Here is a 24,240-nt window from a genome sequence, read left to right as displayed (position 1 = left end):
CGTGACCGGCGGGGCAACCATCACCACCACGCGCTCGCCGGCCGATTCGACGCGTCCAGGGCCCACAGGGCACTCCCGTGATACTCCGTCACACGCTTCACACTCACAACATCCGAGGTCAGAGCGTCGCAGTCCTCCTCACCAGGGAGTTCACCGGAAGTCCTGCGCGCGGTCCGCCACCCGCATAGCGTGCGAGGACCCGGACCATTCCCCGCCCTGTCGCGGTCCGCACCTCTTGGGGCCCACGACCCACTAGGAGATCTTGGAATGTCTTCCGACAGCTCCGAGTTACAGCCGCTCCAGTACCGGCCCGGACGTCACGCCTCCTCCACCACGCCCACGTGGGCCTCGGCCCCACAGGGCGACCGCCGGCCGGTGGCCCTGCCCCGTTCGACGACCGGACCGCACCGCGATCTGCGCCTCCTGCGCCGGGCCTGCCGCTGGCAACGGCGTGTCGCCGCGTTAGCGGCGCTCGGCTACTTCGCCGCCTTCCTCACTCTCACCGTCCAATTCCCCTCGGTGATGGCCCGCCCCGCCCCGGGCGGCTTGCCCACCGGACTGTTCCTGGCCCTGGTGCAACTCCCCGTCACCTGGCTGGCCGTGCTCTTCTACGAGGGAATCGCGCGTCGATACGTCGACCCCCTCGCCCGCCGGGTACGACGGGCCCATCACGCCCGCGACGGGCAGGTACGGCCGTGACGGACTTCAAGGGCGCCGCGCAGTCCTGGTCCCTCGTGGCGTTCTTCAGTGTCGTGACCCTCACCCTGCTGCTGTGCGTGGTCACCGGCCCCGACCGTGACGACCTCGACGAGTTCTACACCGGCTACCGCTTGCTGTCGCCCCTGCGCAACGGCCTGGCCATCGCCGGCGACTACATCTCCGCGGCCACCGTCCTCACCGTCGGTGGCATCATCGCGCTGTGCGGCTACGACGGTGTCGTACTGGCCCTGAGCACCCTGCTCTCGCTGCTGCTCCTGATGTTCGTGCTGGCCGAACCCCTGCATCACACCGGCCGGTTCACGATGGGCGACGTGCTCGCCCGCCGTATGCCCGGCCGCGCGGTGCGGATCACCGCGTGCGCGGTCACCCTCGCCGCCCTGGTGCCCATGATGGTCGTCCAACTCGCCGGCGTGGGACAGCTGTTGGCGTTCGTCCTCGGCTTCAACGACAGCACCATGCGCACCGGCTGCGTCGTCGGCGCCGGCGCCCTCATGATCACGTACGCCGCCATCGGCGGGATGCGCGGCACCGCCCTGATCCAGATCCTCAAGACGGTCATCCTCCTCGGCTCCGGACTCGTCGTCGCCGCACTCATCCTGCACACCTTCGGCTGGAGCCCGGAGACCCTCTTCCAGTCCGCCGCGCAGAACAGCGGGGCCGGTCCGAACTACCTGCGCTACGGCCTGCAGTTCGCGGGCGGACAGCACCCAGCCCTCGACATGGTGAGCACCCAGTGCGCCATCGTGCTGGGCGGCGCCTGCCTGCCGCACGTCACGATGCGCATGTACACCGCCGGCAGCACCCGTCAGGTGCGCCGCGCGATGTCCTGGGCGGTCTCCGCGGTCGCCCTGTTCATCGCGGTCATGACCGTCGTCGCCGTCGGCGCCACCGCCCTCATCGGCGGCAAGACGATCGCCGCCGCGGACCCACACGGCAGCACCGCCTATCTGCTCGGGGCGCGCGCCGCGTTCGGACCGAACCTCTCCCGCGCGGAGAGCCTGCTGTTCACCACCGTCACCACCGCCATCTTCCTGACCCTGCTGGCATCGGTGGCCAGCATGACGCTGGCCTGCGCCAACTCCCTGGCTCACGACGTCCTCGCCCGCACGAACACACCGCCCCTGCGCGAGATGGCACTGGCACGCCTGGCCGCCCTGGCCGTGGGCATCCCGGTGATCGCACTGGCCGTACTCGCCCAGCACCGCAGCCTCCAACCGCTGGCCATCGTCTCCTTCTGCCTCGGTGCCTCGGCCATCGCCCCCGCGCTCGTCCTCGGCCTCTTCTGGCGGCGCTTCACCCGTGCCGGCCTGCTGTGCACGCTCATCGGCGGCAGCCTCAGCGTCCTCATCCTGATGACCGGCACCAACCTCGTCTCCGGCTCTCCCCAATCCGCCTTCCCCGAGTCAGACTTCAACTGGTTCCCCTTCACCACCACCGCCCTGGTCTCGGTCCCGGTCGGCTTCCTCTGCGGGATCCTCGGCACTGTCCTGTCGGGCCGAAGGGCCACCGCACGCGAACGCCACCGCTACGAGGCGATCGAACCCGTACTGCTGGCCGGACCGTCTCATCCCAGAAACGGATGACCCTGCGCCGCCGACCGGGCCAACAGGCCGCAACGGAGGCCGAGCACGGTCCTCGTAGCCCTCGGATGGGAGGTGGCCAGGAAGCACTGCCGGCAGACTCCCTGTGCGGGTGGGTTCCGCGCCGCTGTGGTCGAACGGGCATAGTCGGTCGACGTCCGGCCGTGCGGCGAACGTCAGTTGCAGGCCGCGTCGGAAGGCATTGAGTCCGCGGGCCAGAATCGTGCCGAAGCGTTCGGGGTCGGTCAGGTGGATGTCCGCGAGGTCCTTCGCGGCCTGGGCCAGCGCCAGGCCCAGTTGGCGTTCCGCGTTGTTGACGCGTCGCCTGGCGACCGCCTTGACCCGTTCGATGAGCGTGCTGTGCGCGGCCTGTCCTTCGGCCGGCTCTAGGTTGGCGGCCGTTTCGTAGATCATGTCCGAGTGGGCCACCAGTAGACGTACCTCGACGGAGCCCACCGGCCCGCGGAGCACGAGAACTTCGCCCTCGTGTCGGGCATCGTCTCGAAGTGCAGTGCAGGGGCCGTCCGAGGTGGCGGATGAGTAACTGCCCTGCCGGCACGGTCTGTTCGTCACGATGGCCGACGCACCCGCAACCGGGACTCCAGCAGGCAACGGTCCAGCACCGGCGCGCTCCGCCCCGCATGACGGCAGAGCCGAAGGCAACAACTCCCCTCACGCCGGGACACCACCCGAACCCAAACTCTCATCATGAGAGTGAACTTGCATGAACAGGTCGACCCGCCTATATTGATGAGAGTCAACCCCAACGAACACAGTTAACTCTCTTACCACCCTTGGAGACTCAGATGACAGACGTCTCAGTGGTCGGCCCGGACGCCGGTGAGTCGATCCAGCTCGGCCCCACCCGGATGCGGATCCTGGAGGACGGCACCACGACCGATCACCGCCTCGGCATCGGGGAGATCACGCTCGCCCCGCACACCGACGGTCCACCGCAGCACCGGCACGCCCGGCACGACGAGGGCTTCTACGTCGTGTCCGGCGCGGCCAGGTTCACCGTCGGCGAGACCGTGTACGACGCGCCCGCCGGAACGCTGGTCATGGTCCCGCCCGGCGCCCCGCACACCTTCGCCAACCCGACCGACGGCACGACGGTCCTGCTCAACACGTTCACCCCGGACCTGTACGTCGACTACTTCCGGGACCTGCGCGACATGATCGCCGCCGGCCGCCCCCTGACGCCCGAGGCGACGATCGAGGCGATGAGCCACTACGCCACCGAGCCGTCCACCGACTTCGCCTGATCATCCGCACCCACAACCCGTCGGCCCACCCGGCACCCGAACCGATCAGGCCAATCCAGGAGCAGCCCGTGGCAACCACCACTCAGTACACCGTCAGCCTCGACGGAGTCGGCCCGGTCGAGGTGTCCGTGGCCGGATACGGATACGGACAGCCGTTCCTGCTGCTGCACGGCGGCGCCGGCCCACAGTCCGTGACAGGGTTCGCCGAGAAGTTCGCCGCCGCTCACGACGTCCGCGTACTGGTCCCGACCCACCCCGGCTTCGGCGGCACCGAGCGCCCCGACGCCCTCACCACCGTCTCCAGCCTCGCGACCCTCTACGGCGCACTCCTGGACCAACTGACGCTCACCGACGTCACCGTCATCGGCAACTCCATCGGCGGCTGGATCACCGCCGAGATCGCGCTGCTGAAGTCGCCGCGCGTCAGCGGCATCGTCCTGATCGACGCGGTCGGGATCGAGGTGCCCGGCCGTCCGGTGGCCGACTTCTTCTCCCTGACCATGGACGAGGTCTTCCGGCTCACCTTCCACGATCCCGAGCCGTTCCGCATCGACCCCACGACCCTGCCTCCGGCCGCGCGGGCGATCGCCGCGGGCAACCGGGCCGCGATCGCCGTCTACGCGGGCTCCGCCATGGCCGACCCCACCCTCCCCGGACGTCTCGGCTCCCTGGAGATCCCCACCCTCGTGCTCTGGGGCGAGAGCGACGGGATCGTCGACGTCGACTACGGACGCGCCTACGCCGCCGCGATCCCCCAGGCCCAGTTCCAACTGCTCCCCGAAACCGGCCACTCCCCGCAGTTGGAGACCCCCGACCAGGTCATCCACGCGATCTGGAACAGCACCGACACGGACGTCACCGCCGCCGCCCGCTGAACCTCGGCCACCAGGCCCCCTCGTCACCTCCCGCCGGCCTCCTCACCGCTGTCGAGACGCCTCACTGCCTCGCGCGGGCCCTGCCCGCCACTGGTCGCCGCAGGCATACTGATCGCCGTCGCCGCACTGTCGCTGACCACACCCACCCCGACCGCGCCATGGACGACCCTGCGCGCCGCCTACGTACTCCTCGGCATCGGATTCGGACTGGTCAACGCCCCGATCACCGGCACCGCCGTAGCCGGCATGCCGCACGCCCAGGCCGGATGTCCGCCGCGATCACCACCGCCGTCCGCCAGATCAGCGACAACCTCGGCGTCGCGGTCCTCGGCTCGACCATCACCGCCCGCACCCGCGCCCCGGGCAGACCTGGACTCGCCACCGCCCGCCACCCGGTCTGGTGAATACGCGCCACCGGCGACCTCCTGATCACGGCGATCGGCCTGACAGCCACCACAGCCCGCGGTACACGCCAACACCCGAACCTGACAGCACGTCAACTCACCGCTACGGCATCCAGAGAAGTCCACACAGCTCCCATCCCGCCCAGAAACCCGCCCCGGTGAACCAATACGCACAGGAACCCTCAGCCGCGAGGGTTGACAACGATGTCGGCCAGGAGCAGATTCCACCAGGCGCGAACGGGAAACGGCACACCTCCACCACGGGCCCAAGTGGCCCCACTCCAGGACGGAGTTGCCCGTGAGAAGACGATCGGCGTCAGGCACCACACGTACCCCGCGAAGACACGTCACGGTCCTCGCCCTCATCAGCACGCTGGCCGCCATGCTCGTGACCGGCACCGGAGCGGCCTCGGCGCACGTAGCGGCGAACCACCGCTCCGCGTCGGTGACTTCGGGCAACGCACGCTTCCAGGTCCTGTCCCCCACCCTGATCCGCACCGAGTACGCGCAGGACGGGAAGTTCACCGACAGCGCGACGTTCAACGCGATCGGCCGCACCGCGTTCACACCGCCCGCGTACACATCGAGTACCTCCAACGGCTGGCTGACCATCACCACGAGCGCGCTCACGCTCAAGTACCAAGTGGATTCAGGGCCGTTCGACGCGCAGAACCTCTCCGTGCACCTGTCGGCCGGTGGCTCGGCGGTCGACGCCAGTCCGTGGCACCGGCTCACCTGCGGCCTGGGTGCCCTGTGCGAGGCCGAGCAACTGCCCCACAGTGGAGCCGGTACCGCCTCGGACCACACCGGCTACACCGGGTCCGGGTTCCTCGCCGGTTTCGAGGGGACGGGCGCCTCCATGTCGGCCGACGTCGACGTCAGCGCAGCGGGTACGTACACGTTCGACGCACGCTACGCCAACTCCGTCGGCGGGGACGGCCAGAACACCACCCGCACCCTCACGCTGACGGTGGACGGCAGCGCGAGCCGCACGCTCAGCCTGCCGACGACCGCCAACTGGGACACCTGGGGCCTCGCGAGCAGCGCGGTCCAACTCGCCGCCGGACACCACACGTTGACGTTGACGAGAACCGCCACCGACTCCGGGAACGTCAACCTCGACAGCGTCGCCCTGGTGAACCAGGGCAGCGGCTTCCCCTCCACCTCCACGACCGCGATCACGAGTTGCGGATACGGTGTGAACTGCGAGGCGGAGGACGGTCGCGTCTCGGGTACGACGATCACCGCCACCGATCACGCCGGGTACTCGGGCAGCGGTTTCCTCGCCGAACTGAACCAGGGCGCAAGCGCGTTGATGCATGTGGTCGGCGTACCAGCCGACGGCACCTACGCGTTGCAGGTCCGCTACGCCAACGCCACCGGCCGGGACGGGTTCTACCAGACCCGTACGGCGACGGTGTCCTCCGGCGGCACCACGCGGACCCTGTCGCTGCCCGTCACCGCCAACTGGGACACCTGGAGCACCGCCTCCGTCCCCGTCACCCTCAAGGCCGGGGCCAACGACATCACCGTCGGCTGCCCGGACGCCGCGAGCTGTCACGTGAACCTCGACACGGTCTCCGTCACGGCGGCCAACTCCCCGGCTCCGCAACCCCACTTGGCGCTCGGCGGCTACCGCCGCAGCCTCGATGGCGTCAACGGGGACAACGGGGCGCCGGCCACCACGCCCGGCCTGCTCTACAAGGACGGCTGGTACCTCCTCGACGACACCGCCTCCGCCCTGTACGACACCGGCACCCACCAAGTCACTCAACGCCCCTCCCGCGGCGGGGTGCCGTACCAGGACGGCTATGTCTTCGGCTACGGCCACGACTACCAGCGGGCGCTGACCGACCTGGCCACCCTCACCGGGCCGCCCGAACTGCTTCCCCAATGGGCGTACGGCGTCTGGTACTCGGAGTACATCGACCGCACCGCCGCCGACTACGAGAACCGGATCCTGCCCGCCTTCCGCGCCGAGGGCGTGCCGCTCGACGTCCTCGTCACCGACACCGACTTCAAGTCGCCCAACACGTGGAGCGGTTGGGAGATCGACCAGTCCAAGTTCCCCGATCCGAAGGGGTTCTTCGACTGGGCCGCCTCCCAGGGGCTGCACAACACGCTCAACATCCACCCGAGCATCCTGAGCAGCGACCCGCAGTTCGCACAGGCCCAGGCGACCGCCAAGGGCAAGCTGCACAAGGGGGGTTGCGCGTCCGCCGCGAGCAGCGGTGCCGGTGACTGCTACACCTTCGACTGGGGCGACCCCGACCAGCTCAAGGCGTACATGGACCTGCACCGGACCATGGACCAGCAGGGCAACGACTTCTGGTGGCTGGACTGGTGCTGCGACGCCTCCCAGTCCTCACTGCCCGGTGTCACCCCGGACGCGTGGATCAACCAGCAGTACGCCACGGACGCCGACAAGACCATCGGCCGGGGCTTCGCCGTCTCCCGTGCCTACGGCTCGCTCCAGGCGGGCGGTTACAGCGGCCAGCAGGGCCTGCCCACCGGGCCGTGGGCCGACAAGCGCACCACCGTCCACTTCACCGGCGACACCTCCTCCACCTGGGGCACCCTGAAGGCCGAGGTCGGCTACACGCCCGGTGAGGCGGCCGCCACCGGCATGTCGGCGATCAGCCATGACATCGGCGGCCACAACGACACGACGAACCTGACCGGTTCGGAGACCTACACCGCCGACGGCACGACCCGCACCACGCGCAAGCTTCCCGACGACATGTACGCCCGCTGGGTCCAGCTCGGCACCTTCCAGCCCATCGACCGCCTGCACAGCAACCACAGCGACCGCCTGCCCTGGCAGTACGGCACGGCGGCCCGCGCCTCCGCCGACAAGTTCCTCAACCTCCGCGAGAACCTGGTGCCTTACACCTACTCCCTCGCGCAGCAGGCCAACACGACCGGTGTCCCGGTCACCCGCCCGATGTACCTGCAATACCCCAACGAGCCGCAGGCGTACGCCACTTCGGGCAGCGAGTACTTCTACGGACCCGACATGCTCGTCGCGCCGGTCACCACGCCCGGCACCACGACGACGACCTCGGTGTGGTTCCCGCCCGGCAGCCAGTGGACCGACTACTTCACCGGGCAGACCTACGCCGGCGGCACCACCCAGAACATCACCGACGGCCTCGACACCATGCCGGTGTTCGTCCGCGCGGGCGCCGTCATCCCGACCCGCTCGAACGACGTCACCAGCAACGACAAGGCCCCGCTGACCAAGGTCACGCTCACCGTCGCGGCGGGCGCCTCCGGCTCCTCCACCCTCTACGAGGACGACGGGACCGCCCGCACCGGGCGCGGCCACAGCGCCGTCACGAAGATCCGGTACCGGGAGAACGGCACCCGCCACACGGTGACGATCACCCCTCCGACCGGAACCTTCCACGGCCAGGTGAAGACGCGACAGTGGACCGTCTCCCTCCTCGGCGTCACCGCCCCGAGCACCGTCCGAGTGGGAGGGTCCCAACTCCCTTCCCACGCCTACCACTTCGACAGTACGACCCGCACGTTGACCGTCACGCTCCCGGCGCGGAGCGCGCACACGCCGATCACCGTGACGTGCGGTTGACCGGCTCCAGCAAGTCCCCATGACCCGGCACGACGTCGAACCCCGGCGAGTTCCTCTCGCCGGGGTTCAGCTCATCCCCGAAGCCGAAATGCCCGCGCCGGGAAGAACGCTCGGCCGGTCCCGGTCTCCGGGCTCGATCGACGCCAGGCGCTTGAGCCGCGTCGGAGTCAGTCGTCGGTACGCGGCCGGACCGACCGGACCGAGCCAATGGGCGGCACGGACGCGCGGGTTGACGTTGAGGTCCAGGTCGCCGAGCACCTCGTCGGCGTTGTGCATGGAGAGCGGAATGATCTTGGTGCCGCGGCAGTGGTGGGCGTCGGTGGCGATCCACAGGGCGGCGATCTCGGCGTTGAGCGGGCTGAACAAGGAGGAGTTGTAGCCGTTGAAGTACAGGCCGGGGATCCCGAGGGGCAGGATCTGGCGGTAGAGCTTGACGTTCCGCTCCCTGATGGGAGGAGATTCTTATGGCTCGCGCCGTGAGGCTTCCTGTTTCATCGCCGACTGCCCGCCCGGAGAACTCCGCTGAGGTCTTACACCAGCTCCGCAGGCTGTAACCGCCCGTCCGGCGGCCAGCAGGTTCTTCGCTGCGTTCACGTCCCGGTCGTGGACCGTGCCGCAGTCGCATGTCCGGGTACGGACGTGCAACGGCATCTTCTCCTGGAGGGTGCCGCAGGTGGAGCACAGCCTGGAGGAGGGGAAGAAGCGGTCCACGACCACGACTGCCCGCCCGTACCACGCTGCCTTGTACTCCAAGAGGCTCCGGAACTCGTGCCATGCGGCGTCGCTGATGGCACCGGCGAGGGAGTGGTTCTTGACCATGTTGCGTACGGTCAGGTCCTCGATCACGAGCGTTTGGTTTTCACGCACGAGCCGAGTGGTGAGCTGGCGGAGCAGGTCGTGTCGCCGGTCGGCGATGCGGGCGTGCACCCTGGCGACCTCGCGCCGGGCCTTTGCCGGGTTCGCCGAGCCCTTCGCCTTCTTCGCCAGGTTCCGCTGGGCCCTGGCCAGCCGTACGCGGTCCTTTCGCTCGTGGCGGGGGTTGGCGATCTTCTCACCTGTCGAGAGGGTCAGGAGGTGGTTGAGGCCGACGTCGATGCCCACCGCGTTGCCGCTGGCGGGCAGAGGCCTGACGGACGGATCGTCGCACAGCGGCGAGACGAACCAGCGTCCCGCGCTGTCCTGGGAGACGGTCACCGTCGAAGGGCTCACGCCTTGAGGCAGAGGCCTGGACCACACGATGTCCAGCGGAGCGGACATCTTCGCCAGAGTCGGCCGGCCGTCACGGAAGCGGAAGCCGGAGGTGGTGTACTCGGCGGACTTCCGCGACTCCTTCCGCGACTTGCAGTGCGGGTACTTGGCCCGCTTGGCGAAGAAGCCGGTGAACGCGGTCCGCGAGTGCCGAAGGCACTGCTGGAGCGGAACCGACGACACCTCGGAGAGGAAGGCCAGCTCCTCGGTCGGATAGAAGCGGTACTTGAACGCCCGCTTCACATGAATCGCGGTCATTCTCACCAACTGGCAAGGCTGCGGCTTAACGCCCAACTCTCGGTCACGGCAGGAGGTTTCACCCTGCTCTGCCCCGCAGGCGTCCGTCTCCTCTCTGGTGAGAGGCATGGTCGTCGCGCGCACCGAGGGCGACCGGGTCGTGCGGGCGAACTTCTGTCTGGATCCGGTCGAGCAGGAAGGTGCCGGAACTGCCCGCCGGTCAGCGGAAGATGGAGGAATCACGCTCCGAAAATCCGTGCCCGCGTCCGTACTCCTCAGCGACTGCCGAGCCGTTCCGCCCTGCGCAACCGCCCGTTTCCGAAGGCCGCCGGGACCCCGCCGAATCGATACACCCGCCACAGCACTTCACCCTGTCGACCACCGCAACCGTCCGATCGAATAGTTGCCAACTCCGATCACTTATGACCGTTTCCGATGAGAGGGTTTAGCCCCTCCTCCGGGCCGTGCAGGATGGGAGCGTGTTAGGCAACCTCCCAGTGATGACGACCAGCTTTGTCGGCCGCGACAGCGAACTCGACACAGTCAGAGCGGCGTTGGCGCAGCAGCGATGCGTCACGCTCACCGGTGGTGGCGGAGTCGGGAAGAGCCGACTGGCGCTGCGCGTCGCGGAGCAGATCCGGGGGCAGTACGCCGACGGGGTCTGGTGGGTCGACCTGTCCAACCTCTACGACGACAGGTTGTTCACCGCGACGGTCTGCGACGCGGTCGACCTCCTCGACCACAATCCGCGCGCCCCGGTCGAGGCGTTGTGCGAGTGGCTGACCGGTCGGCAGATCCTGCTCGTCTTCGACTGCTGCGAACGCGTGTTGGCCTCCTGTCTGCTGCTGATGAGCGAACTCCTCGCCGCAGCACCGCAGTTGACCATCCTCGCCACCAGCAGACAGGCCATCGGGGTCCGGATCGAGCACCGTATCGAGGTGGCTCCGCTCTCCATGGACGACGGTGACGACGGCGGAAACGGCGACGCCGTACGTCTGTTCCGCGAGCGTTGTGCCACGACCGCGCCCGCGCTGTCCCTGGACACCCCCGGCTCGGCCGAAGCCGTCTCCGCCATCTGCCACCGCCTGGAGGGAATCCCCCTCGCCGTCGAACTCGCCTGCGCGCGGCTGCGGGAGAGCAGCCTCACGGAGATCGCCGAGCGTCTCGGTTCACGGCTGGACACGCTCGTGGACGAGACGGTGTGGCCCAGACGGCATCGGGCGCTTCGTACGGCGATCGGCTGGAGCCATGAGCTGTGCTCCCCGCTGGAGCGGTTGCTGTGGGCCAGGCTGTCCGTCTTCCGCGGTCCCCTGGACCTGGCCGACGCGCAGTCCGTCTGCGCGGGCGGTCCGCTCATCGCCGACGACATCCCGTGGCTGATGGAGCGGCTGGTCGACCAGTCGGTTCTCCAACAGGTGGGCGAGCGTTACCGGATGCTCGACACGCTGTGCGAGTACGGCGCCATGTGGCTCGCGGAACTCGGTGAGGAGGGCGCCCTCGCCCGGCTCCACGCCGAGCACTTCGCCGCCATGCTGGCCGAGGCGGAGGCCGGTTGGCTCAGTGACCGGCAGGTCGCCTGGTACGCGCGGATCTCGGCGACCCACGCCGACGTACGCGCCGCACTGGACCACCTCATCGAGGCGGATCCCGACGCCGCGGTCGAGATGGCCGGACGGACGGGCCTGTTCTGGCCCTGTTGCGGGCACCTCCACGAATCCCGCGACTATCTCGAACGTGTCCTGGCCCTCGACACCCCCAAGGGCCCGTCCCGCACCCGCGCGCTCTGGGCCCTGGGGATCACGCTCACCCTCCAGGGCGACCACCCGACCGCCCTGCGTATCGGGGAGGAGTGCACAGAGGCGGCGTGCGAGGACGACACCCCGCAGTCCGAGCTCTTCGCCGCCCACACCCTCGGCCTGACCCACCTCATGGCCGGCCGTCCCGAGCTCGCGTACGACGTGTGCGACCAGGCGCTGATCGGCCACGGCACATCGCCGCCGTCGGGCGCGCCGCAGCTGTGCTGCATGGTGATCCGGACCTTCGCCCACTCCGCGCTGGGCCGACTGACCGAGGCCTACGAGGCGGCCATCGCCCTGCGCCGGCTCAGCGTCCGGTACGGCGAGCACTGGGCCCGGTCGTACGCGTTCCACCAACTCGCCTTCATAGACCTCCTCCAGGGCCGCGCGCACGACGCCGAACTCCATGCCCGGGCCATGCTCACCAGCAAACACAACCTCAACGACAACCTCGGCATCGCCCTCGCGCTCGACCTCCTCACCGGGGCGAACGCGGTCCAGGGCAACGGCATCGCGGCCGCGCGCACCTCCGGTACGGGGAACACGTTCTGGCGCATGCTCGGCCACCCGAACCACGGCACCCCGGAACTCTCCGAGGTCCGCGACCTGTGGGAGTCGCAGGCCCGCGAGTCGGTCGGCGACGACGCCTACGACAAGGCCTTCACCAACGCCCTGAACGACGACGCGGAAGAGGGCCTCGCGCTGGTGATGCAGGGTCCGCTTTCCTCCTGACCGTTGTCCTGTGCCAGTGGTCAGGGGGAGTTCTCAAGGGGCCCGTCTGCCTGGCCCCCGGGCGGCACGGAGGAGGACCTGAAGGCCTCGGCGATCGCCGCATACTGGGCTGCGAGGTTGAGTTCGGGCCCGCCAAGAGTGTCCGCTGCCTTGACCTGCGCCTCGTAGAGGAAGAACCTGGCTCGCTCCAGGCAGAAGGCGCGGACCTGTGCGTCACTCATGGTGAGGACGTCGGCGCCCTTGTAGCGGAACACACCGATGACGTCCTCGGTCTGGGGCAGATCGGCGGCCTCTTTCGGCTGTCGCGATCGCTCCCAAGGCCGTTTGTCCTGTGCCATGCGGACCCCCTTCCGCAGAACATGATGGCAGGGCGGAAACGGCCTCGGGAGTTGCGGCCCCCTTCCTCGGGCCGCCCGTGATCCGGTGCGCCGGCCGCACTCAGCCTGTGCGCGAAGGATCGAATGCGGGTCAGACGTAGCAGCGCGAGCGGGTGCCGATACGGATGCCGGTCACGTTGCCGTAGCCCTGGATGCGCAGAGAGGCCTGGCGCCCCGGTTCGACACAGCTGGTGTAGCCACTGCTGTAGAGGAAGTACGCGACACCGTGGTGCCGGGCGTTGTAGGCGTACCTGACGTCGGTACGACTGAAGGTCTGCCAGTAGCCTGTGACGTCTTTGTAGGCGCCCACCATGACCTCGTGGCGTTCGTACAAACAGACGTACGGTTGCCTGCATCCACTGAGCGATGACGATGAGGCCTGAGCTGCCGGTCCGGCAACCAGACCCGCCCCGATGAGCAGAGTGGCCGACGCGCACAGCACGGCGAACCGTTGCGCGAGACGATGACGCATGTCCTTCTCCCCCTCTTTGAACGGACGACGAGCACATCAGTGACCGGTCGCCAACAGGAGGGCGTGTGGAGGTGGTTCGGAGGTGTGCGCACGGGGTGCGGCCGCCCCTGCGCCCTTCTGCACGCCCGTACCGTGCTGAAGGTGTTGACGGTTCGTCATGCCTGCGACTGGTCCGTCGCCAGCAGCAGGGCGAGAGCGCCGAGGGCGGATCCCGTGACGTACCGCTGTACCCGCAGCCAGGCGGGCCGCGCGGCGAGGAAATCCGACAGGGTCCCCGCGGCCATGATGATGACCAGGTTCGCGCACACGCTCACGGCGACCTGGATGCCACCGAAGGCGAAGCCCTGGAGGAGGACGTGGCCCGCCCGGGTGTCCACGAACTGCGGGATCAGCGAGAGGTACAGCAGGGCGATCTTGGGGTTGAGGAGGTTCGTGACCAGCCCCATGGCGAAGAGGCGGCGGGTGGAGGTGTCCGCCATCTCGCGCGGAGCGAAGACGGACGCCCCGTCCGACCTGAAGGCCTGCCAGGCGAGCCAGCCCAGATAGGCGGCGCCCACGATCTTGAAGGACGTGTACAGCACGGGGACGGTTCGCAGCACGGCCATCAGGCCGAGGTTCGTCACCACCACGAAGACCAGGGCGCCGACCGCGACCCCGCCCAACGACACCACCCCGGCGCGACGGCCCTGAGCGATGCTCCGCGAGACCATGTACATCATGTTCGGCCCGGGAGTGACCACGACGCCGAGGGATATCGCGGCCACGCTGATCCCGTTGTCCAGGTTCACCGTCGGTGCTCCGCGCCGGCGTCGGAAGGCCGTGTCCCACCCCGGCGAACGGGCTTCCAGACGAGTTTCCCGGAGTCCCGCACGACCGCGTTGCCGGTGATGCGAGCGGCCGTCGAGGGAAAGTCCTCGCGGTGGTGCGCCCCGCGCGACTCCTCGCGGAGCAGCGCGGACTCGACGATCAGCCGGGAGGCCAGCAGGAGGTTCTCCAGGTCGAGACACGTCTGTACCTGGCCCGCGGCCCGCGGCCCGGAGGCGATGTCCAGCCTCTCCCGGCGCTCGTCCAGCGCCGCGATCGTCTCCGTCATCGCCAGGAGGTCGCGGGCCGTACGGATCGGGCCGGCCTTCAAGTACATGTTACGCCGCAGGAGTTGAAGCAGGGCCTCGGGGCACGCGCCGCTCGGGGAGACGTCCATACGGTAGGGCCCGGTGACCCGGATGCGCTCTTCCGTCAGTGCCGTACCGGCGCTGCGGGCCGCCGCGTGCCGACCGGCGATCCGGCCGAAGACGAGGGCCTCCGACAGGCCGTTCCCGCCGAGGCGGTTGGCACCGTGGACGCCGCCCGCGGTCTCGCCCGCGGCGTACAGGCCGGGGATCGTGGTGCGGGCCGTGCTGTCGGTCCGGAGTCCGCCCATCAGGAAATGGGCGGTGGGGCGGACGGCGAGTACCGACGCGTCCGCCGAGCCGAATCCCGGCCTGATCAGGCGGAGACGTTCGTACAGGGCCGGATAGCGCTCCGGTATCAGATGCGCGCAGGCACCGAGATCGAGCTGGACCGTGCCGTCCGGGAAACCGCGCCCCTCCACGATCTCGCGGTAGGCACCGCGCGACACCTTGTCCCGGGTAGCCTGTTCACCCAGGGGGTCGTACCGCAGCATGAACCGCTCTCCGTCACGGTTGAGCAGGGTCGCCCCGTCGAACCGTACGGCTTCCTCGACCGGCATTCCGTCGTACGTCGGTACGTCCGACGCGAGCCCGGTGGGATGGAACTGGACGTATTCCATGTCGATGGCCTCGGCGCCGGCCCGCAGCCCGAGAGCGAGACCGTCGCAGGTCTTGTCCGTCGAGGCGGCCGACGGTGCGTACATCGAGGTGCCGCCGCCGTCCGCGAGGATCAGCGCGTCCGCGGCGATCTCCAGGATTTCGAGGCTCTCGACGGACAGCACCTGCAGTCCGCGTACGGCTCCGTCGGCGTCGAGCAGGATGTCCGTGGCCCGCAGTCCGGAATGGACCTCGACGTGGCCTTCCTGGACGAGCCCCGCCAGTCGTTCGCCGAGCACACGCTGGATGTGGAAGCCGAGCCGGTCCTCCAGGTGGACGGCACGGGGCGCGCCGTTGCCGCCGAACGGGCGGGTGGCGAATCGGCCGTCCCTGCTCTTCTCGAATCGCAGCCCGAGGCCTTCCAGCCATTCCACCAGGCCCAACGCGCCCTCGCACAGCGTCCGTACGATGTCCTCGTCGCCCGCGTACGCGCCACCCGCGAGGGTGTCCGCGATGTGGGCCGCGACGCTGTCGTCCGGGGCGACGGCCGCGTTGAAGGCGTGGGTCTTCCAGGTGCAGCCGCCGGCCGAGGCCCAGCGGTGCCGGGAGTGCTCGTAGAGGGCCTTCGTGACGAGGACGACGTGTGCGCCCTCGGCTGCGGCCTCGACGGCGGCGGCCAGGCCCGCGCCACCGGCGCCGACGATGATCACACGCGGGGTCGAGGCTGCGGGTACGGACGTCGTCCGAGCCGTATTCACGGTCGTGTTCGCGGTCATGTTCCCTGCCTTCACCGGTGTCGTCGCCCTCGTGAGCCCGTCGCTCGTGTCAGAGCTGGGCGCAGATCTCGTCGAGCAGTCGTCGCTCGGCCGCCTCGTCGTCGTCGACTCCGCCGAGCATGTAGCCGCCGAACTTCATGTGTCCGCGCTCGCGGCCGAGGGCGATCACGCCCCGGCCGACGTCGGCGATGGCGGCTTCCACGTCCGCGAGTTCGACCTCGGTGTTCTCGTGGACGTACAACTCGGTGAGGCGCCGGGCCGGAATGATCTCGCCGTGCGCGGCGCGTACTTCGGGGTGGGTGCGGAAGCTTTCCCAGTACATGCGCGAGCCCGGGATGACACCGGGTGCGGCGACCGAGACCGTGGTGATGGTGTCCCGATAGGTCTCCGCGAGGGAGAGCCAGGAGTCGACCTCTTCGTGGAGTTGCTTCCGGGTGGTACCGGGCAGTCCGAGGATTCCCGAGGCGTAGATCTTGTAGTCCAGTTCCTGAGCCAGTTCGAGTGCCTCGTAGACCCGGTCGGGTCCTTTGTTGATGCCCTTGGAGTCGCCCTTGAGGAGTTTGGGGTCGAAGGCCTCCAGGCCGACGTTCCAGGTGCGGACGAAGCCCTGGCACAGCTTGGCCGACTGGAGGAACTCGAAGACCAGGCCGTAGGCGAGGAGGAACCGGTGGTCGCGGAGTACCGGTGAGGCGGCGCAGCGTTCGGCGAGTTCGTCGAGGTAGCCGATGTCGCCGGACCACTGTGCGCGGGAGAAGCCGAGGGTGGAGTCACCGGCGGCGTAGACATTGGCGCCGAGGCCGCCGACCGCCTTTTCGAGTGCGGGAACGATCGTGTCCATCCGGGCGAATTTCGGGGTGAGCCCCTGGATCGAGCAGTGTTTGCACCGGCGTCCCGGGCGCGTTCCCCAGGTACAACCGGCGTCCAGAGGCAGAGTGACCATGCGCTTCAGGTCGTAGTGGTGCGCGTACCAGACGTCGAACGCCTTGTCGTAGTACCGCTCCAGTTGGTCTTCGATGAGTGTGTAGTCGGGGAGCATGCGGCGGTCGAGTGGATAGGTGGGAGCGGGCTGGTTGATGACCCCGAGGTGTTCGCGATAGGCGAGGGAAGGGACGCGTTTCAGGTCGAGTTGGCCGCGTAAGGCGTACAGGAGGCCGAGCATGGTGAAGGGGCCGTTGTTGCCGGTGCTGACGAAATCGACGAGCCGGTGGCCGTAGTGTCCGGTGAGTATTTCGCGGTGGAGGATTCCCGCGTGGTCGTTGCCGAACACGACGACCGCGTCCGGGTTCACGCGCTTGATCTCCGCGGCCACGATGAAAGCCCACAGTGCGGTGGCGGTGTAGACGGTGAACGCGGCCACGTCCGGGGGATCCGCGGCGATGGCGGCGCGTACGTCGTCCCACGGCACATGGCTCAAGTCGAGGTATTTCCAGGAGAGTTCGGGGAGGTACCGCTCCTGGTAGGTGATCATCTCGACCAGACCGGAGTGCGGGTAGACCGTCCCCTCGTTCCGGTACCGCTCCTGGCCGTCGACGCCGTCCACGAGGGCACCGCCGCCGGAGTGGCCGCCGCGGTGGGCGGAGGTGAGCGGCAGGGCGAAGTACCAGACGGACAGGGTGGCCGAGTCGGAGCGAGCACCCGAACCGGGGTCGGGGCCGGTACCGCCCGGCGGCGGGAACTCCCACTGGAACCGACCGTCGACGCCGACGACTTCCTCCACCGGCTCCAAGCCCATCTCCACGACGTCTCCCACCACAGTCGGCACCAGGAGCGCCCCAGCGTCATCGCCCCCTGGCGCCCCTGTCACGCCCGGTTCCACTGAGCGGACCGGCCGCCGCGGGGTTTTCCCGCCCGCGCATCGGGCCCGCCACCGGTACCTTCGACAGCGGGGAACGGCACCGCTCGTGAATGCCCGAGGCCCTCAACTCCCGTTGCCGATCGTGCCCTTGTGGGTTTCCGGCCGGCGTGAGGCGCCGTGACGTCAGTTGTTCTCGCAGGCCTTGGCCTTGAACTCCGCCACGGGGACGGTGACAGCGGATTCGTCGCCGTTGTCCGAGACGTCGTCGTAGCGGACCGTTCCTGGCGTGAGCCGGTCTCTGTCGGTCACAGTGAAGGAGACGTTGCCCGATGACCATGAGTTGTCCTCGGTCCAGCCGTAGAGGTCATAGGTGGTCTTGGCGGTGAGCGGTTCGAGAGGTCTGGTCGCGGTCCAGCCGGCGGAGGGAGAGTCGAGCGTCCAGGTGGCGAGACCGGCCGTGAGGGAGCGGTCGGCGGTCCACGAACCGACCGTCACCTCTTTGTCGGCGTCGCTGCTGTCCACGTAGAGGGTCGCGCCGTCGATGTGATGCCCGCAGACCATCATGATGCCGAGCAGATGGCCGTCGTCGGTCACGGAGATACCGGCGACGGCATCGACGGGCACCGTGCACCCGGAGGTCGCGGCCAGGGCCACTCCGATCGCGAAGGCGCTGCCGAAGCGCCGGAACACCGGCCATGAGAAATTCCACCGCACAAGGCCCCCTCGGATCTGCCCCATCGTCACACGACAGGAAGGTCGCCCGGGCTCACCAAGCCGCTCCGGTAGGCGAGGACGACCAGTTGGGCGCGGTCGCGGGCGCCCAGTTTCATCATCGCCCGGTTGATGTGGGTCTTGGCGGTCAGGGGAGAGACGTACAACCGCTCCCCTATCTCGTCGTTGGAGAGCCCGGCGGCGACCAGGGCCATGATCTCGCGCTCCCGCTCGGTGAGTGCGTCGAGCTGGACCGGGCTGGGCAGTGGGCCCGGGTTCGGCTGGGAGAGGAAGCGGGCGATGAGGCCGCGGGTGGCCTTGGGCGACAGCAGGGCCTCCCCTCGGGCGACGACCCGCACGGCTTCCTGGAGGTCGGCCGGTTCGACGCTCTTGCTGAGGAATCCGCTCGCGCCGGCGTGCAGCGCGCGCAGGACGTTCTCGTCGAGTTCGAAGGTGGTGAGGATCAACACCCGTACCCCGGCGAGGTCTTCGTCGGCGGTGATCAGCCGGGTCGCCTCGATGCCGTCGAGGTCCGGCATCCGGATGTCCATGAGGATCACGTCGGCGCGGGTGCTGCCGGCGAGTTCGACCGCCTCGCGACCGGTCGTCGCCTCGCCCACGACCTCCAGGTCCGGCGCGCCGTCGACGAGGACCCGGAAGCCGGCCCGGATGAGTGTCTGGTCGTCGGCGAGCAGCACTCTGATCGTCACGTGGGGGTGTCCTGTCGGTCGAGTGCGGCGGGAAGGAAGGCGTCGACGGTGAACCGGCCGTCGTCGCGCCCGGTGCGGACGCGCCCGCCGACCGAACTGACCCGCTCGCGCAGGCCGATGAGGCCGTGGCCGCAGCCGTCGGCGTCCGGTACCGGGCGGCCGGCGGCGTTCTCGACCGTGATGCCGAGACCGGCCGGGGTGTAGTCGAGCCGCAGCCGGGCCGCCGGTTCGCTGCCGTGTTTGTGGGCGTTGGTGAGGGATTCCTGGACGATGCGGTAGGCGGCGAGGTCGACCGCGGAGGGCAGGGGGCGGGCCTCGCCCTCCTGCCGGTGTTCCACCCGCAGTCCGACCGCGGCCAGCGAGTCCAGCATCGCCGCCAGCCGGCTCAGCCCCGGCGGAGGCTCGGTCGTGGAGGCGTGCTCGGCGTCCTGCTCCTCGGAGCGCAACACGTCCAGCACGGTGGAGAGTTCGGCGAGTACGGTGCGCGTGGCCTGCCGCACGTGGGCCAGTGCCTCCTCTGCGGCGTCGGGCTGCTCGCGCAGCAGATGGGCGGCGACGCCGACCTGCACGTTGATGACGGCGATGTGGTGGGCGACGACGTCGTGCAGGTCACGGGCGATGCGCAGCCGCTCCTCCACGACCCGGCGGCGGGCCTCCTCGTCGCGGCTGTGCTCGGCCTGCCGGGCCCGTACCTCGACGGCGTCCAGGTTGGCCAGGCGGATGCGGGTGGCGTCGCCGACGACGACGGCCAGGACGCCCCACACGGCGATCGCGGCGTTCTGCGGATCGGTCCAGGACCGGCCGGCGCCGATGACGACGGCGACGTACACGGTCACGATGGTGACGGCGCCCGTCACCGCGGCGGTCCTCCGGTCGGTCCGGGAGGCGACGGTGTACGTGCAGATCACGTTCGCGGCGAGCAACGGACCGACGAGGGCGGCGTGCAGATTGAACGCCGCGCTCACCAATGTGACCGCCCCGAAGACCGGCAGCGGCCACCTGCGCCGGGCGGCGATCAGCGCGAACGCCGTCGCACCGGAGGCCAGATCCTCCGCGCGCAGCGGGCGCCCGGCGCGGACCGCGAGCAGGATCACGGTGACGACCAGGAGGCCCAAGGCCACATCGGCGGCCTGCGGGTGGGACGTGACGCGGCCTCGGAAGCGGGACAACCGGTAGTCAGCCATGGGCCGCACGCTATCGGAGGGCCGGCCACGGCCACGTCGTCCAGGCACGGTACGGGCCCCGGTGCCCGTGTACCGCGTCCGCAGTACGCCGGATCCACCGCGTCCGGACGACGTGGACGACGGACCGTGTCCCCCATCGTCTGCGCCATGACCGAACTACCTGGACCCGAGCGCCGACGCTTTCTCCGCACCATGGCCGCGCTCACCGGCGCCGTGGCACTGGGGACGACCGCCGGGTGCAAGTCGCCGGGATCGGACGCGGCCACTGCCGGCACGACAGGCGCCGAATTCGGCGGCCGAACGCTCACCTCCGCCGCCGCGTTACCGAAACCGTTCACCACGCCGCTGCCGGTCCCCCCGGTGAAACGGCCCTCGCGGAGCACCGCGGACACGGACTTCTACGACCTCACAGCGCGGGAGGCGAGCGTGGAGATCCTGCCCGGTCCGCGCACGACGATCATGGGCTACGACGGGATCTTCCCGGGGCCGACGATCGCGGCGCGCCGCGGACGCGGGACCGTGCTGCGCTACCGCAACCAGCTCGCCGTACCGACCGTCGTGCACCTGCACGGCGGGCACACCCCGCCGGAGAGCGACGGTTTCCCGACCGACCTCGTGCTGCCCGTCACCGGCGGTGCGGCCTTCGCGGCACAGGCCGTCGGCGGTACCGCCAGTACCGGCACCCGCGACTACACCTATCCGCTCGACCAGCGGGCCGCGACGCTCTGGTACCACGACCACCGGATGGGCTTCACCGGTCCCCAGGTCTGGCGCGGGCTGGCCGGGTTCATGCTGGTGAGCGACGACGAGGAGGAGGCCCTGCCGCTGCCGCGCGGGGACCGGGACATCCCGTTGATGATCGCGGACCGCGCCTTCGACGCGGACGGCGCGTTCCGATACCCCGCCATGGATCCGGACCTGAAGAGCATGCCCGGTGTCGACGCCGACCACATGGCGGGCGCGGCCGGTGACGTGATCCTCGTGAACGGGGCGCCCTGGCCGGAGTTGGAGGTCGACGCGGTCCGCCACCGGTTCCGCCTCCTCAACGCCTCCAACGCCCGCCGCTACGAACTCGCCCTCGACCCGGTACCCCCGGGCGGCCCGTCGTTCACTCAAATAGGCTCGGACCAGGGGCTGTTGGCGGCACCGGTCCGGCACAACACCCTCCCGATCGCACCGGCCGAACGGTTCGACGTGATCGTCGACTTCTCCCGCTACCCGGTCGGCACCCGGGTGACGCTCACCAACAGGGCGGGCAGCGGCGGCACTTCACGGGTCATGCGGTTCGTCGTCGCGCGCAAGGCGACGGACGACAGCCGGATCCCGGCCCAACTCTCCACCGTCGAGGCCCTGTCGACGAAGTCCGCGACGACCCGGCCGTGGATGTTCCGCAAGGGCAAGGTCGCCACCATGGGCACGGACGCGGCGGGTTGGGTCGTCAACGGCCGCGCGTTCGACCCTCGTCGCGTCGACGCGTCCCCCCGCCTCGGGGAGGTGGAGATCTGGCGCCTGGCCACCGACGCCTACCACCCCGTGCACATCCACCTCTCGCCCTTCCAGGTGCTCTCCCGCAACGGCGGACCGCTCGGTCCCGGCGACCACGGGTGGAAGGACACCATCGATCTCCGGCCCAAGCAGTACGCCGACGTCGCGATCCGCTTCGACGACCACGCCGGCCGCTACCTCCTGCACTGCCACAACCTCGAACACGAGGACATGGCGATGATGGCCACTTTCCAGACCACCCGCTGAACCGCCCACCGAGCGAACCGCCGACAAGAAACCAGAGGAGCAACTCGTGTCCACAGGCGCGCACTTCGTCCTGCGCCACCGCTGGTGGGTGATCGCGTTCTGGCTGGTCGTCCTGCTGGCCGGCGGCACCGCGGCCGGCCATCTGCAGTCCCGGCTCTCGTCGGACTTCTCACTGCCCGGCCAGGAGGGCTCCGAGACCCAGGCCCAACTCGCCCGCTCCTACGGCGTGTCCGCCGACCTGGGCTACCTGCCGGTGCTCACCGCACCCGCCGGACGCCCCATCGACCGCGCGGACGTCACCGCCGTGGCGAACCGCCTCCGCACGATCCCCGGCGTCCGCGTCCTCGACTACGGCACCACCGGCGACCCCGGCTTCCTCACCGAGGGCGGCCACAGCACCTTCCTGCTGGTCTACGGCCCTCAACCGGCCGGTTTCGCCGACCCGTTGGCGCCGACGGTGGACCGTACCGTCAAGGCGGCCGCACGACAGCAGGGCCTCACCGCCGAGGTCACCGGATACAACCAGCTCTCGGCCGGCAGTGACGCCGGGGACGACGGCGGGCTCAGCGTGCTGGGCGAGACACTGATCGGCGCGCTGGGTGCGCTGCTCGTCCTCGCCTTCGTGTTCGCGTCGTTCCTCGCCCTGGTGCCGCTGCTGATCGCGGGTGTGTCGATCCTGGCGACGTTCCTGGTCGTCCTCGGTCTGACCACGTTCACCGACGTCTCGTTCGTCGTGCAGTTCCTGATCGCGCTGGTCGGGCTGGGCATCGCGATCGACTACTCGCTGCTGGTGGTCTCCCGCTGGCGCGAGGAGCGGGCCCGCGGCCGGTCGAACGACGAGGCCGTGATCACCGCGGTGACGACCGCCGGGCACGCGGTGCTCGCCTCCGGGATCACCGTCGCGATCAGCCTGGTCGCGCTCGTCGTGGTCGACGTGCCGCTCATCCGCAGCATGGGGTTCGGCGGCATGGTGATCCCGGTGATCAGCACTCTGGTCGTCCTCACCCTGCTTCCGGCCCTGTTGAGCCTGGTCGGTCCGCGGGTCGACCGGCCGAGGATCCGCAAGGAGGCACATGTCTCCCGGGCCTGGTCGGCCTGGGCGCGCGGTGTCGTCCGCCATCGCTGGGCCGCCGCCGCTGCGGCCACCGCGGGGCTCGCGCTGGCGATCGTCCCGGTGTTCGGCCTGCAGATCGGCCAGGCCGGTTCCGACTCCCTGGCCCACAGCGGCGTCGCCCACGACACGCTGGCCGCGCTCGGCGGCGGCGGGGTGGGCAGCGGGGTACTGACACCGATGCCGTTGCTGGTCCGGTCCGGTGCGGACGCGTCCACCGTGGCGGCTGCGGCGCGGCGGGTACCGGGCATCCGGATGGCGGTCGTGGCCCCGCCCGGACGGGACGGCGTCACGGAGGTCGTCGTCGTACCCACCCGCGAGACGGTGGACAACACCAGTGTGGCGGTGGTGAGTTCGGTCCGGAACGCGACGAAGGACCTGCCCGGGTATGTCGGCGTGACGGGCCGGGGTGCCATCGTCCTCGACTACCAGCGGGCGGTCTTCGACGACTTCCCGTACGTCCTGGGTCTGATCGCGCTGGTCACCTTCGTGCTGCTGGTCCGCACGTTCCGTTCGCTGCTGCTGCCGCTCAAGGCGGTGCTGCTGAACCTGGTCAGCGTGGCCGCGGTGTTCGGGATGATCACCTGGTTCTGGCAGGACGGACACGGCTCGAACGCGGTGTTCGGGATCGCGGCGACCGGTGCGCTGACGTTCTGGCTGCCGGTCCTGATCTTCGCGTTCCTGTTCGGACTGTCCATGGACTACGAGGTGTTCATCCTGGCCCGGATGCGCGAGGAGTACGACCGCACCGGTTCCACCGCGTACGCCGTGGAGCACGGTCTGGGCCGCACCGGGCGGCTGGTCACGTCGGCCGCGCTGATCCTGTTCTTCGCCTTCGCCGCGCTGGCGTCCGCCCCGGGCACCGACATCAAGGTCCTCGCCACCGCGCTCGGCGCCGGCATCCTGCTGGACGCCACCGTCGTACGGGCACTGCTGGTGCCCGCGATGGTCTCGCTGTTCGGCAAGTACAACTGGTGGCTGCCCGCCGGGATCGCCCGGCTGCTGCGCGTCGAGCCGTCACCGCTGGTCCCCGACGCCGTCCTTCCCGCCGGACACGAGGCCGACCCGCACCCGCCGACCCAGCCCACGGCCGACCGCGAACCTCTCGTCCCCAAGGCGCGTCCGTGACCCGAGCGG

General features: G+C 69.6%; 19 protein-coding genes. 9 read left to right on the top strand and 10 right to left on the bottom strand.

The genetic code is table 11. The features are described from left to right. Positions 1 to 267: 267 nt before the first annotated feature. The 6 genes from OG226_RS48590 (at position 268) to OG226_RS48565 (ending at position 8,436) form a co-directional block, all read left to right on the top strand. Positions 268 to 699, top strand: coding sequence for a DUF485 domain-containing protein (locus OG226_RS48590; RefSeq protein ID WP_328685930.1), 432 nt, complete (start codon positions 268 to 270; stop codon positions 697 to 699). After that, positions 696 to 2,303, top strand: a complete 1,608-nt coding sequence (locus tag OG226_RS48585) for a sodium/solute symporter (protein WP_329352845.1) — start codon at positions 696 to 698, stop codon at positions 2,301 to 2,303. The genes OG226_RS48590 and OG226_RS48585 overlap by 4 nt, the downstream gene beginning before the upstream one ends. A gap of 803 nt (positions 2,304 to 3,106) precedes the next feature. After that, positions 3,107 to 3,565: a cupin domain-containing protein gene (locus tag OG226_RS48580; RefSeq protein ID WP_328685927.1), complete on the top strand. Its 459-nt coding sequence runs from the start codon at positions 3,107 to 3,109 to the stop codon at positions 3,563 to 3,565. A 68-nt stretch (positions 3,566 to 3,633) separates the two neighbouring features. Next, complete coding sequence (locus tag OG226_RS48575; RefSeq protein ID WP_329352844.1) at positions 3,634 to 4,440, top strand: alpha/beta fold hydrolase; 807 nt, start codon at positions 3,634 to 3,636, stop codon at positions 4,438 to 4,440. Positions 4,441 to 4,706: 266 nt separating this feature from the next. Further along, entirely contained in the window at positions 4,707 to 4,844 is a 138-nt protein-coding gene (locus tag OG226_RS48570; RefSeq protein WP_329352843.1) for a hypothetical protein, read from the top strand. A gap of 382 nt (positions 4,845 to 5,226) precedes the next feature. Further along, positions 5,227 to 8,436 carry a TIM-barrel domain-containing protein gene (locus tag OG226_RS48565; protein ID WP_329353728.1) on the top strand — a complete coding sequence of 1,070 codons (3,210 nt, stop codon included), beginning with the start codon at positions 5,227 to 5,229 and terminating at the stop codon, positions 8,434 to 8,436. Positions 8,437 to 8,502: 66 nt separating this feature from the next. Here the strand turns inward: OG226_RS48565 and OG226_RS48560 are convergent, their stop codons facing one another. Continuing rightward, a complete protein-coding gene (locus OG226_RS48560; RefSeq protein WP_329352842.1) occupies positions 8,503 to 8,802 on the bottom strand; it encodes a hypothetical protein in 300 nt (99 codons plus the stop codon). Between the two features lie 96 nt (positions 8,803 to 8,898). Next, complete coding sequence (locus tag OG226_RS48555; RefSeq protein WP_329352841.1) at positions 8,899 to 9,942, bottom strand: RNA-guided endonuclease InsQ/TnpB family protein; 1,044 nt, start codon at positions 9,940 to 9,942, stop codon at positions 8,899 to 8,901. A 479-nt stretch (positions 9,943 to 10,421) separates the two neighbouring features. On the opposite strand from OG226_RS48555, the gene OG226_RS48550 reads away from it, so the two are divergent. Further along, positions 10,422 to 12,449, top strand: a complete 2,028-nt coding sequence (locus tag OG226_RS48550; protein ID WP_329352840.1) for an ATP-binding protein — start codon at positions 10,422 to 10,424, stop codon at positions 12,447 to 12,449. A gap of 20 nt (positions 12,450 to 12,469) precedes the next feature. Here OG226_RS48550 and OG226_RS48545 read toward each other — a convergent pair whose 3' ends face one another. The 8 genes from OG226_RS48545 to OG226_RS48510 all read right to left on the bottom strand — a co-directional run bounded on the left by OG226_RS48545 (position 12,470) and on the right by OG226_RS48510 (position 20,240). Continuing rightward, positions 12,470 to 12,787: a hypothetical protein gene (locus OG226_RS48545; protein WP_329352839.1), complete on the bottom strand. Its 318-nt coding sequence runs from the start codon at positions 12,785 to 12,787 to the stop codon at positions 12,470 to 12,472. Positions 12,788 to 12,917: 130 nt separating this feature from the next. Beyond that, positions 12,918 to 13,160, bottom strand: coding sequence for a hypothetical protein (locus OG226_RS48540; RefSeq protein ID WP_329352838.1), 243 nt, complete (start codon positions 13,158 to 13,160; stop codon positions 12,918 to 12,920). Between the two features lie 293 nt (positions 13,161 to 13,453). Next, complete coding sequence (locus tag OG226_RS48535) at positions 13,454 to 14,086, bottom strand: LysE family translocator (RefSeq protein WP_329352837.1); 633 nt, start codon at positions 14,084 to 14,086, stop codon at positions 13,454 to 13,456. Next, on the bottom strand, positions 14,083 to 15,840 hold the full coding sequence (locus OG226_RS48530; protein WP_329352836.1) for an L-aspartate oxidase: 1,758 nt from the start codon (positions 15,838 to 15,840) through the stop codon (positions 14,083 to 14,085). The genes OG226_RS48535 and OG226_RS48530 overlap by 4 nt, the downstream gene beginning before the upstream one ends. A gap of 49 nt (positions 15,841 to 15,889) precedes the next feature. Then, positions 15,890 to 17,602, bottom strand: coding sequence for a B12-binding domain-containing radical SAM protein (locus OG226_RS48525; RefSeq protein WP_329352835.1), 1,713 nt, complete (start codon positions 17,600 to 17,602; stop codon positions 15,890 to 15,892). Positions 17,603 to 17,818: 216 nt separating this feature from the next. Further along, positions 17,819 to 18,349 carry a hypothetical protein gene (locus tag OG226_RS48520; protein WP_329352834.1) on the bottom strand — a complete coding sequence of 177 codons (531 nt, stop codon included), beginning with the start codon at positions 18,347 to 18,349 and terminating at the stop codon, positions 17,819 to 17,821. A gap of 26 nt (positions 18,350 to 18,375) precedes the next feature. After that, positions 18,376 to 19,056, bottom strand: coding sequence for a response regulator transcription factor (locus OG226_RS48515; RefSeq protein ID WP_329352833.1), 681 nt, complete (start codon positions 19,054 to 19,056; stop codon positions 18,376 to 18,378). Continuing rightward, positions 19,053 to 20,240: a sensor histidine kinase gene (locus tag OG226_RS48510; protein WP_329352832.1), complete on the bottom strand. Its 1,188-nt coding sequence runs from the start codon at positions 20,238 to 20,240 to the stop codon at positions 19,053 to 19,055. Before OG226_RS48510 ends, OG226_RS48515 begins: the two co-directional genes overlap by 4 nt. 147 nt (positions 20,241 to 20,387) lie before the next feature. On the opposite strand from OG226_RS48510, the gene OG226_RS48505 reads away from it, so the two are divergent. Then, entirely contained in the window at positions 20,388 to 21,992 is a 1,605-nt protein-coding gene (locus OG226_RS48505) for a multicopper oxidase family protein (protein WP_329352831.1), read from the top strand. Positions 21,993 to 22,038: 46 nt separating this feature from the next. Beyond that, complete coding sequence (locus OG226_RS48500) at positions 22,039 to 24,231, top strand: MMPL family transporter (RefSeq protein ID WP_329352830.1); 2,193 nt, start codon at positions 22,039 to 22,041, stop codon at positions 24,229 to 24,231. Positions 24,232 to 24,240 lie beyond the last annotated feature (9 nt).

Origin of the sequence: Streptomyces sp. NBC_01261 (assembly GCF_036226385.1) — a bacterium.
Classification (GTDB): domain Bacteria; phylum Actinomycetota; class Actinomycetes; order Streptomycetales; family Streptomycetaceae; genus Streptomyces.
The sequence above is the reverse complement of the archived record's forward strand: the minus strand, read 5'-3'. Positions and strand labels throughout refer to the sequence as shown.

What these genes read in the sequence shown, in the direction of transcription:
- OG226_RS48590 (WP_328685930.1), top strand. Translation starts at nt 268, where the DNA reads ATGTCTTCCGACAGCTCCGAGTTACAGCCGCTCCAGTACCGGCCCGGA.
- OG226_RS48580 (WP_328685927.1), top strand. Translation starts at nt 3,107, where the DNA reads ATGACAGACGTCTCAGTGGTCGGCCCGGACGCCGGTGAGTCGATCCAG.
- OG226_RS48570 (WP_329352843.1), top strand. Translation starts at nt 4,707, where the DNA reads ATGTCCGCCGCGATCACCACCGCCGTCCGCCAGATCAGCGACAACCTC.
- OG226_RS48565 (WP_329353728.1), top strand. Translation starts at nt 5,227, where the DNA reads ATGCTCGTGACCGGCACCGGAGCGGCCTCGGCGCACGTAGCGGCGAAC.
- OG226_RS48555 (WP_329352841.1), bottom strand. Translation starts at nt 9,942, where the DNA reads ATGACCGCGATTCATGTGAAGCGGGCGTTCAAGTACCGCTTCTATCCG.
- OG226_RS48550 (WP_329352840.1), top strand. Translation starts at nt 10,422, where the DNA reads ATGACGACCAGCTTTGTCGGCCGCGACAGCGAACTCGACACAGTCAGA.
- OG226_RS48545 (WP_329352839.1), bottom strand. Translation starts at nt 12,787, where the DNA reads ATGGCACAGGACAAACGGCCTTGGGAGCGATCGCGACAGCCGAAAGAG.
- OG226_RS48530 (WP_329352836.1), bottom strand. Translation starts at nt 15,840, where the DNA reads ATGACCGCGAACACGACCGTGAATACGGCTCGGACGACGTCCGTACCC.
- OG226_RS48510 (WP_329352832.1), bottom strand. Translation starts at nt 20,240, where the DNA reads ATGGCTGACTACCGGTTGTCCCGCTTCCGAGGCCGCGTCACGTCCCAC.
- OG226_RS48505 (WP_329352831.1), top strand. Translation starts at nt 20,388, where the DNA reads ATGACCGAACTACCTGGACCCGAGCGCCGACGCTTTCTCCGCACCATG.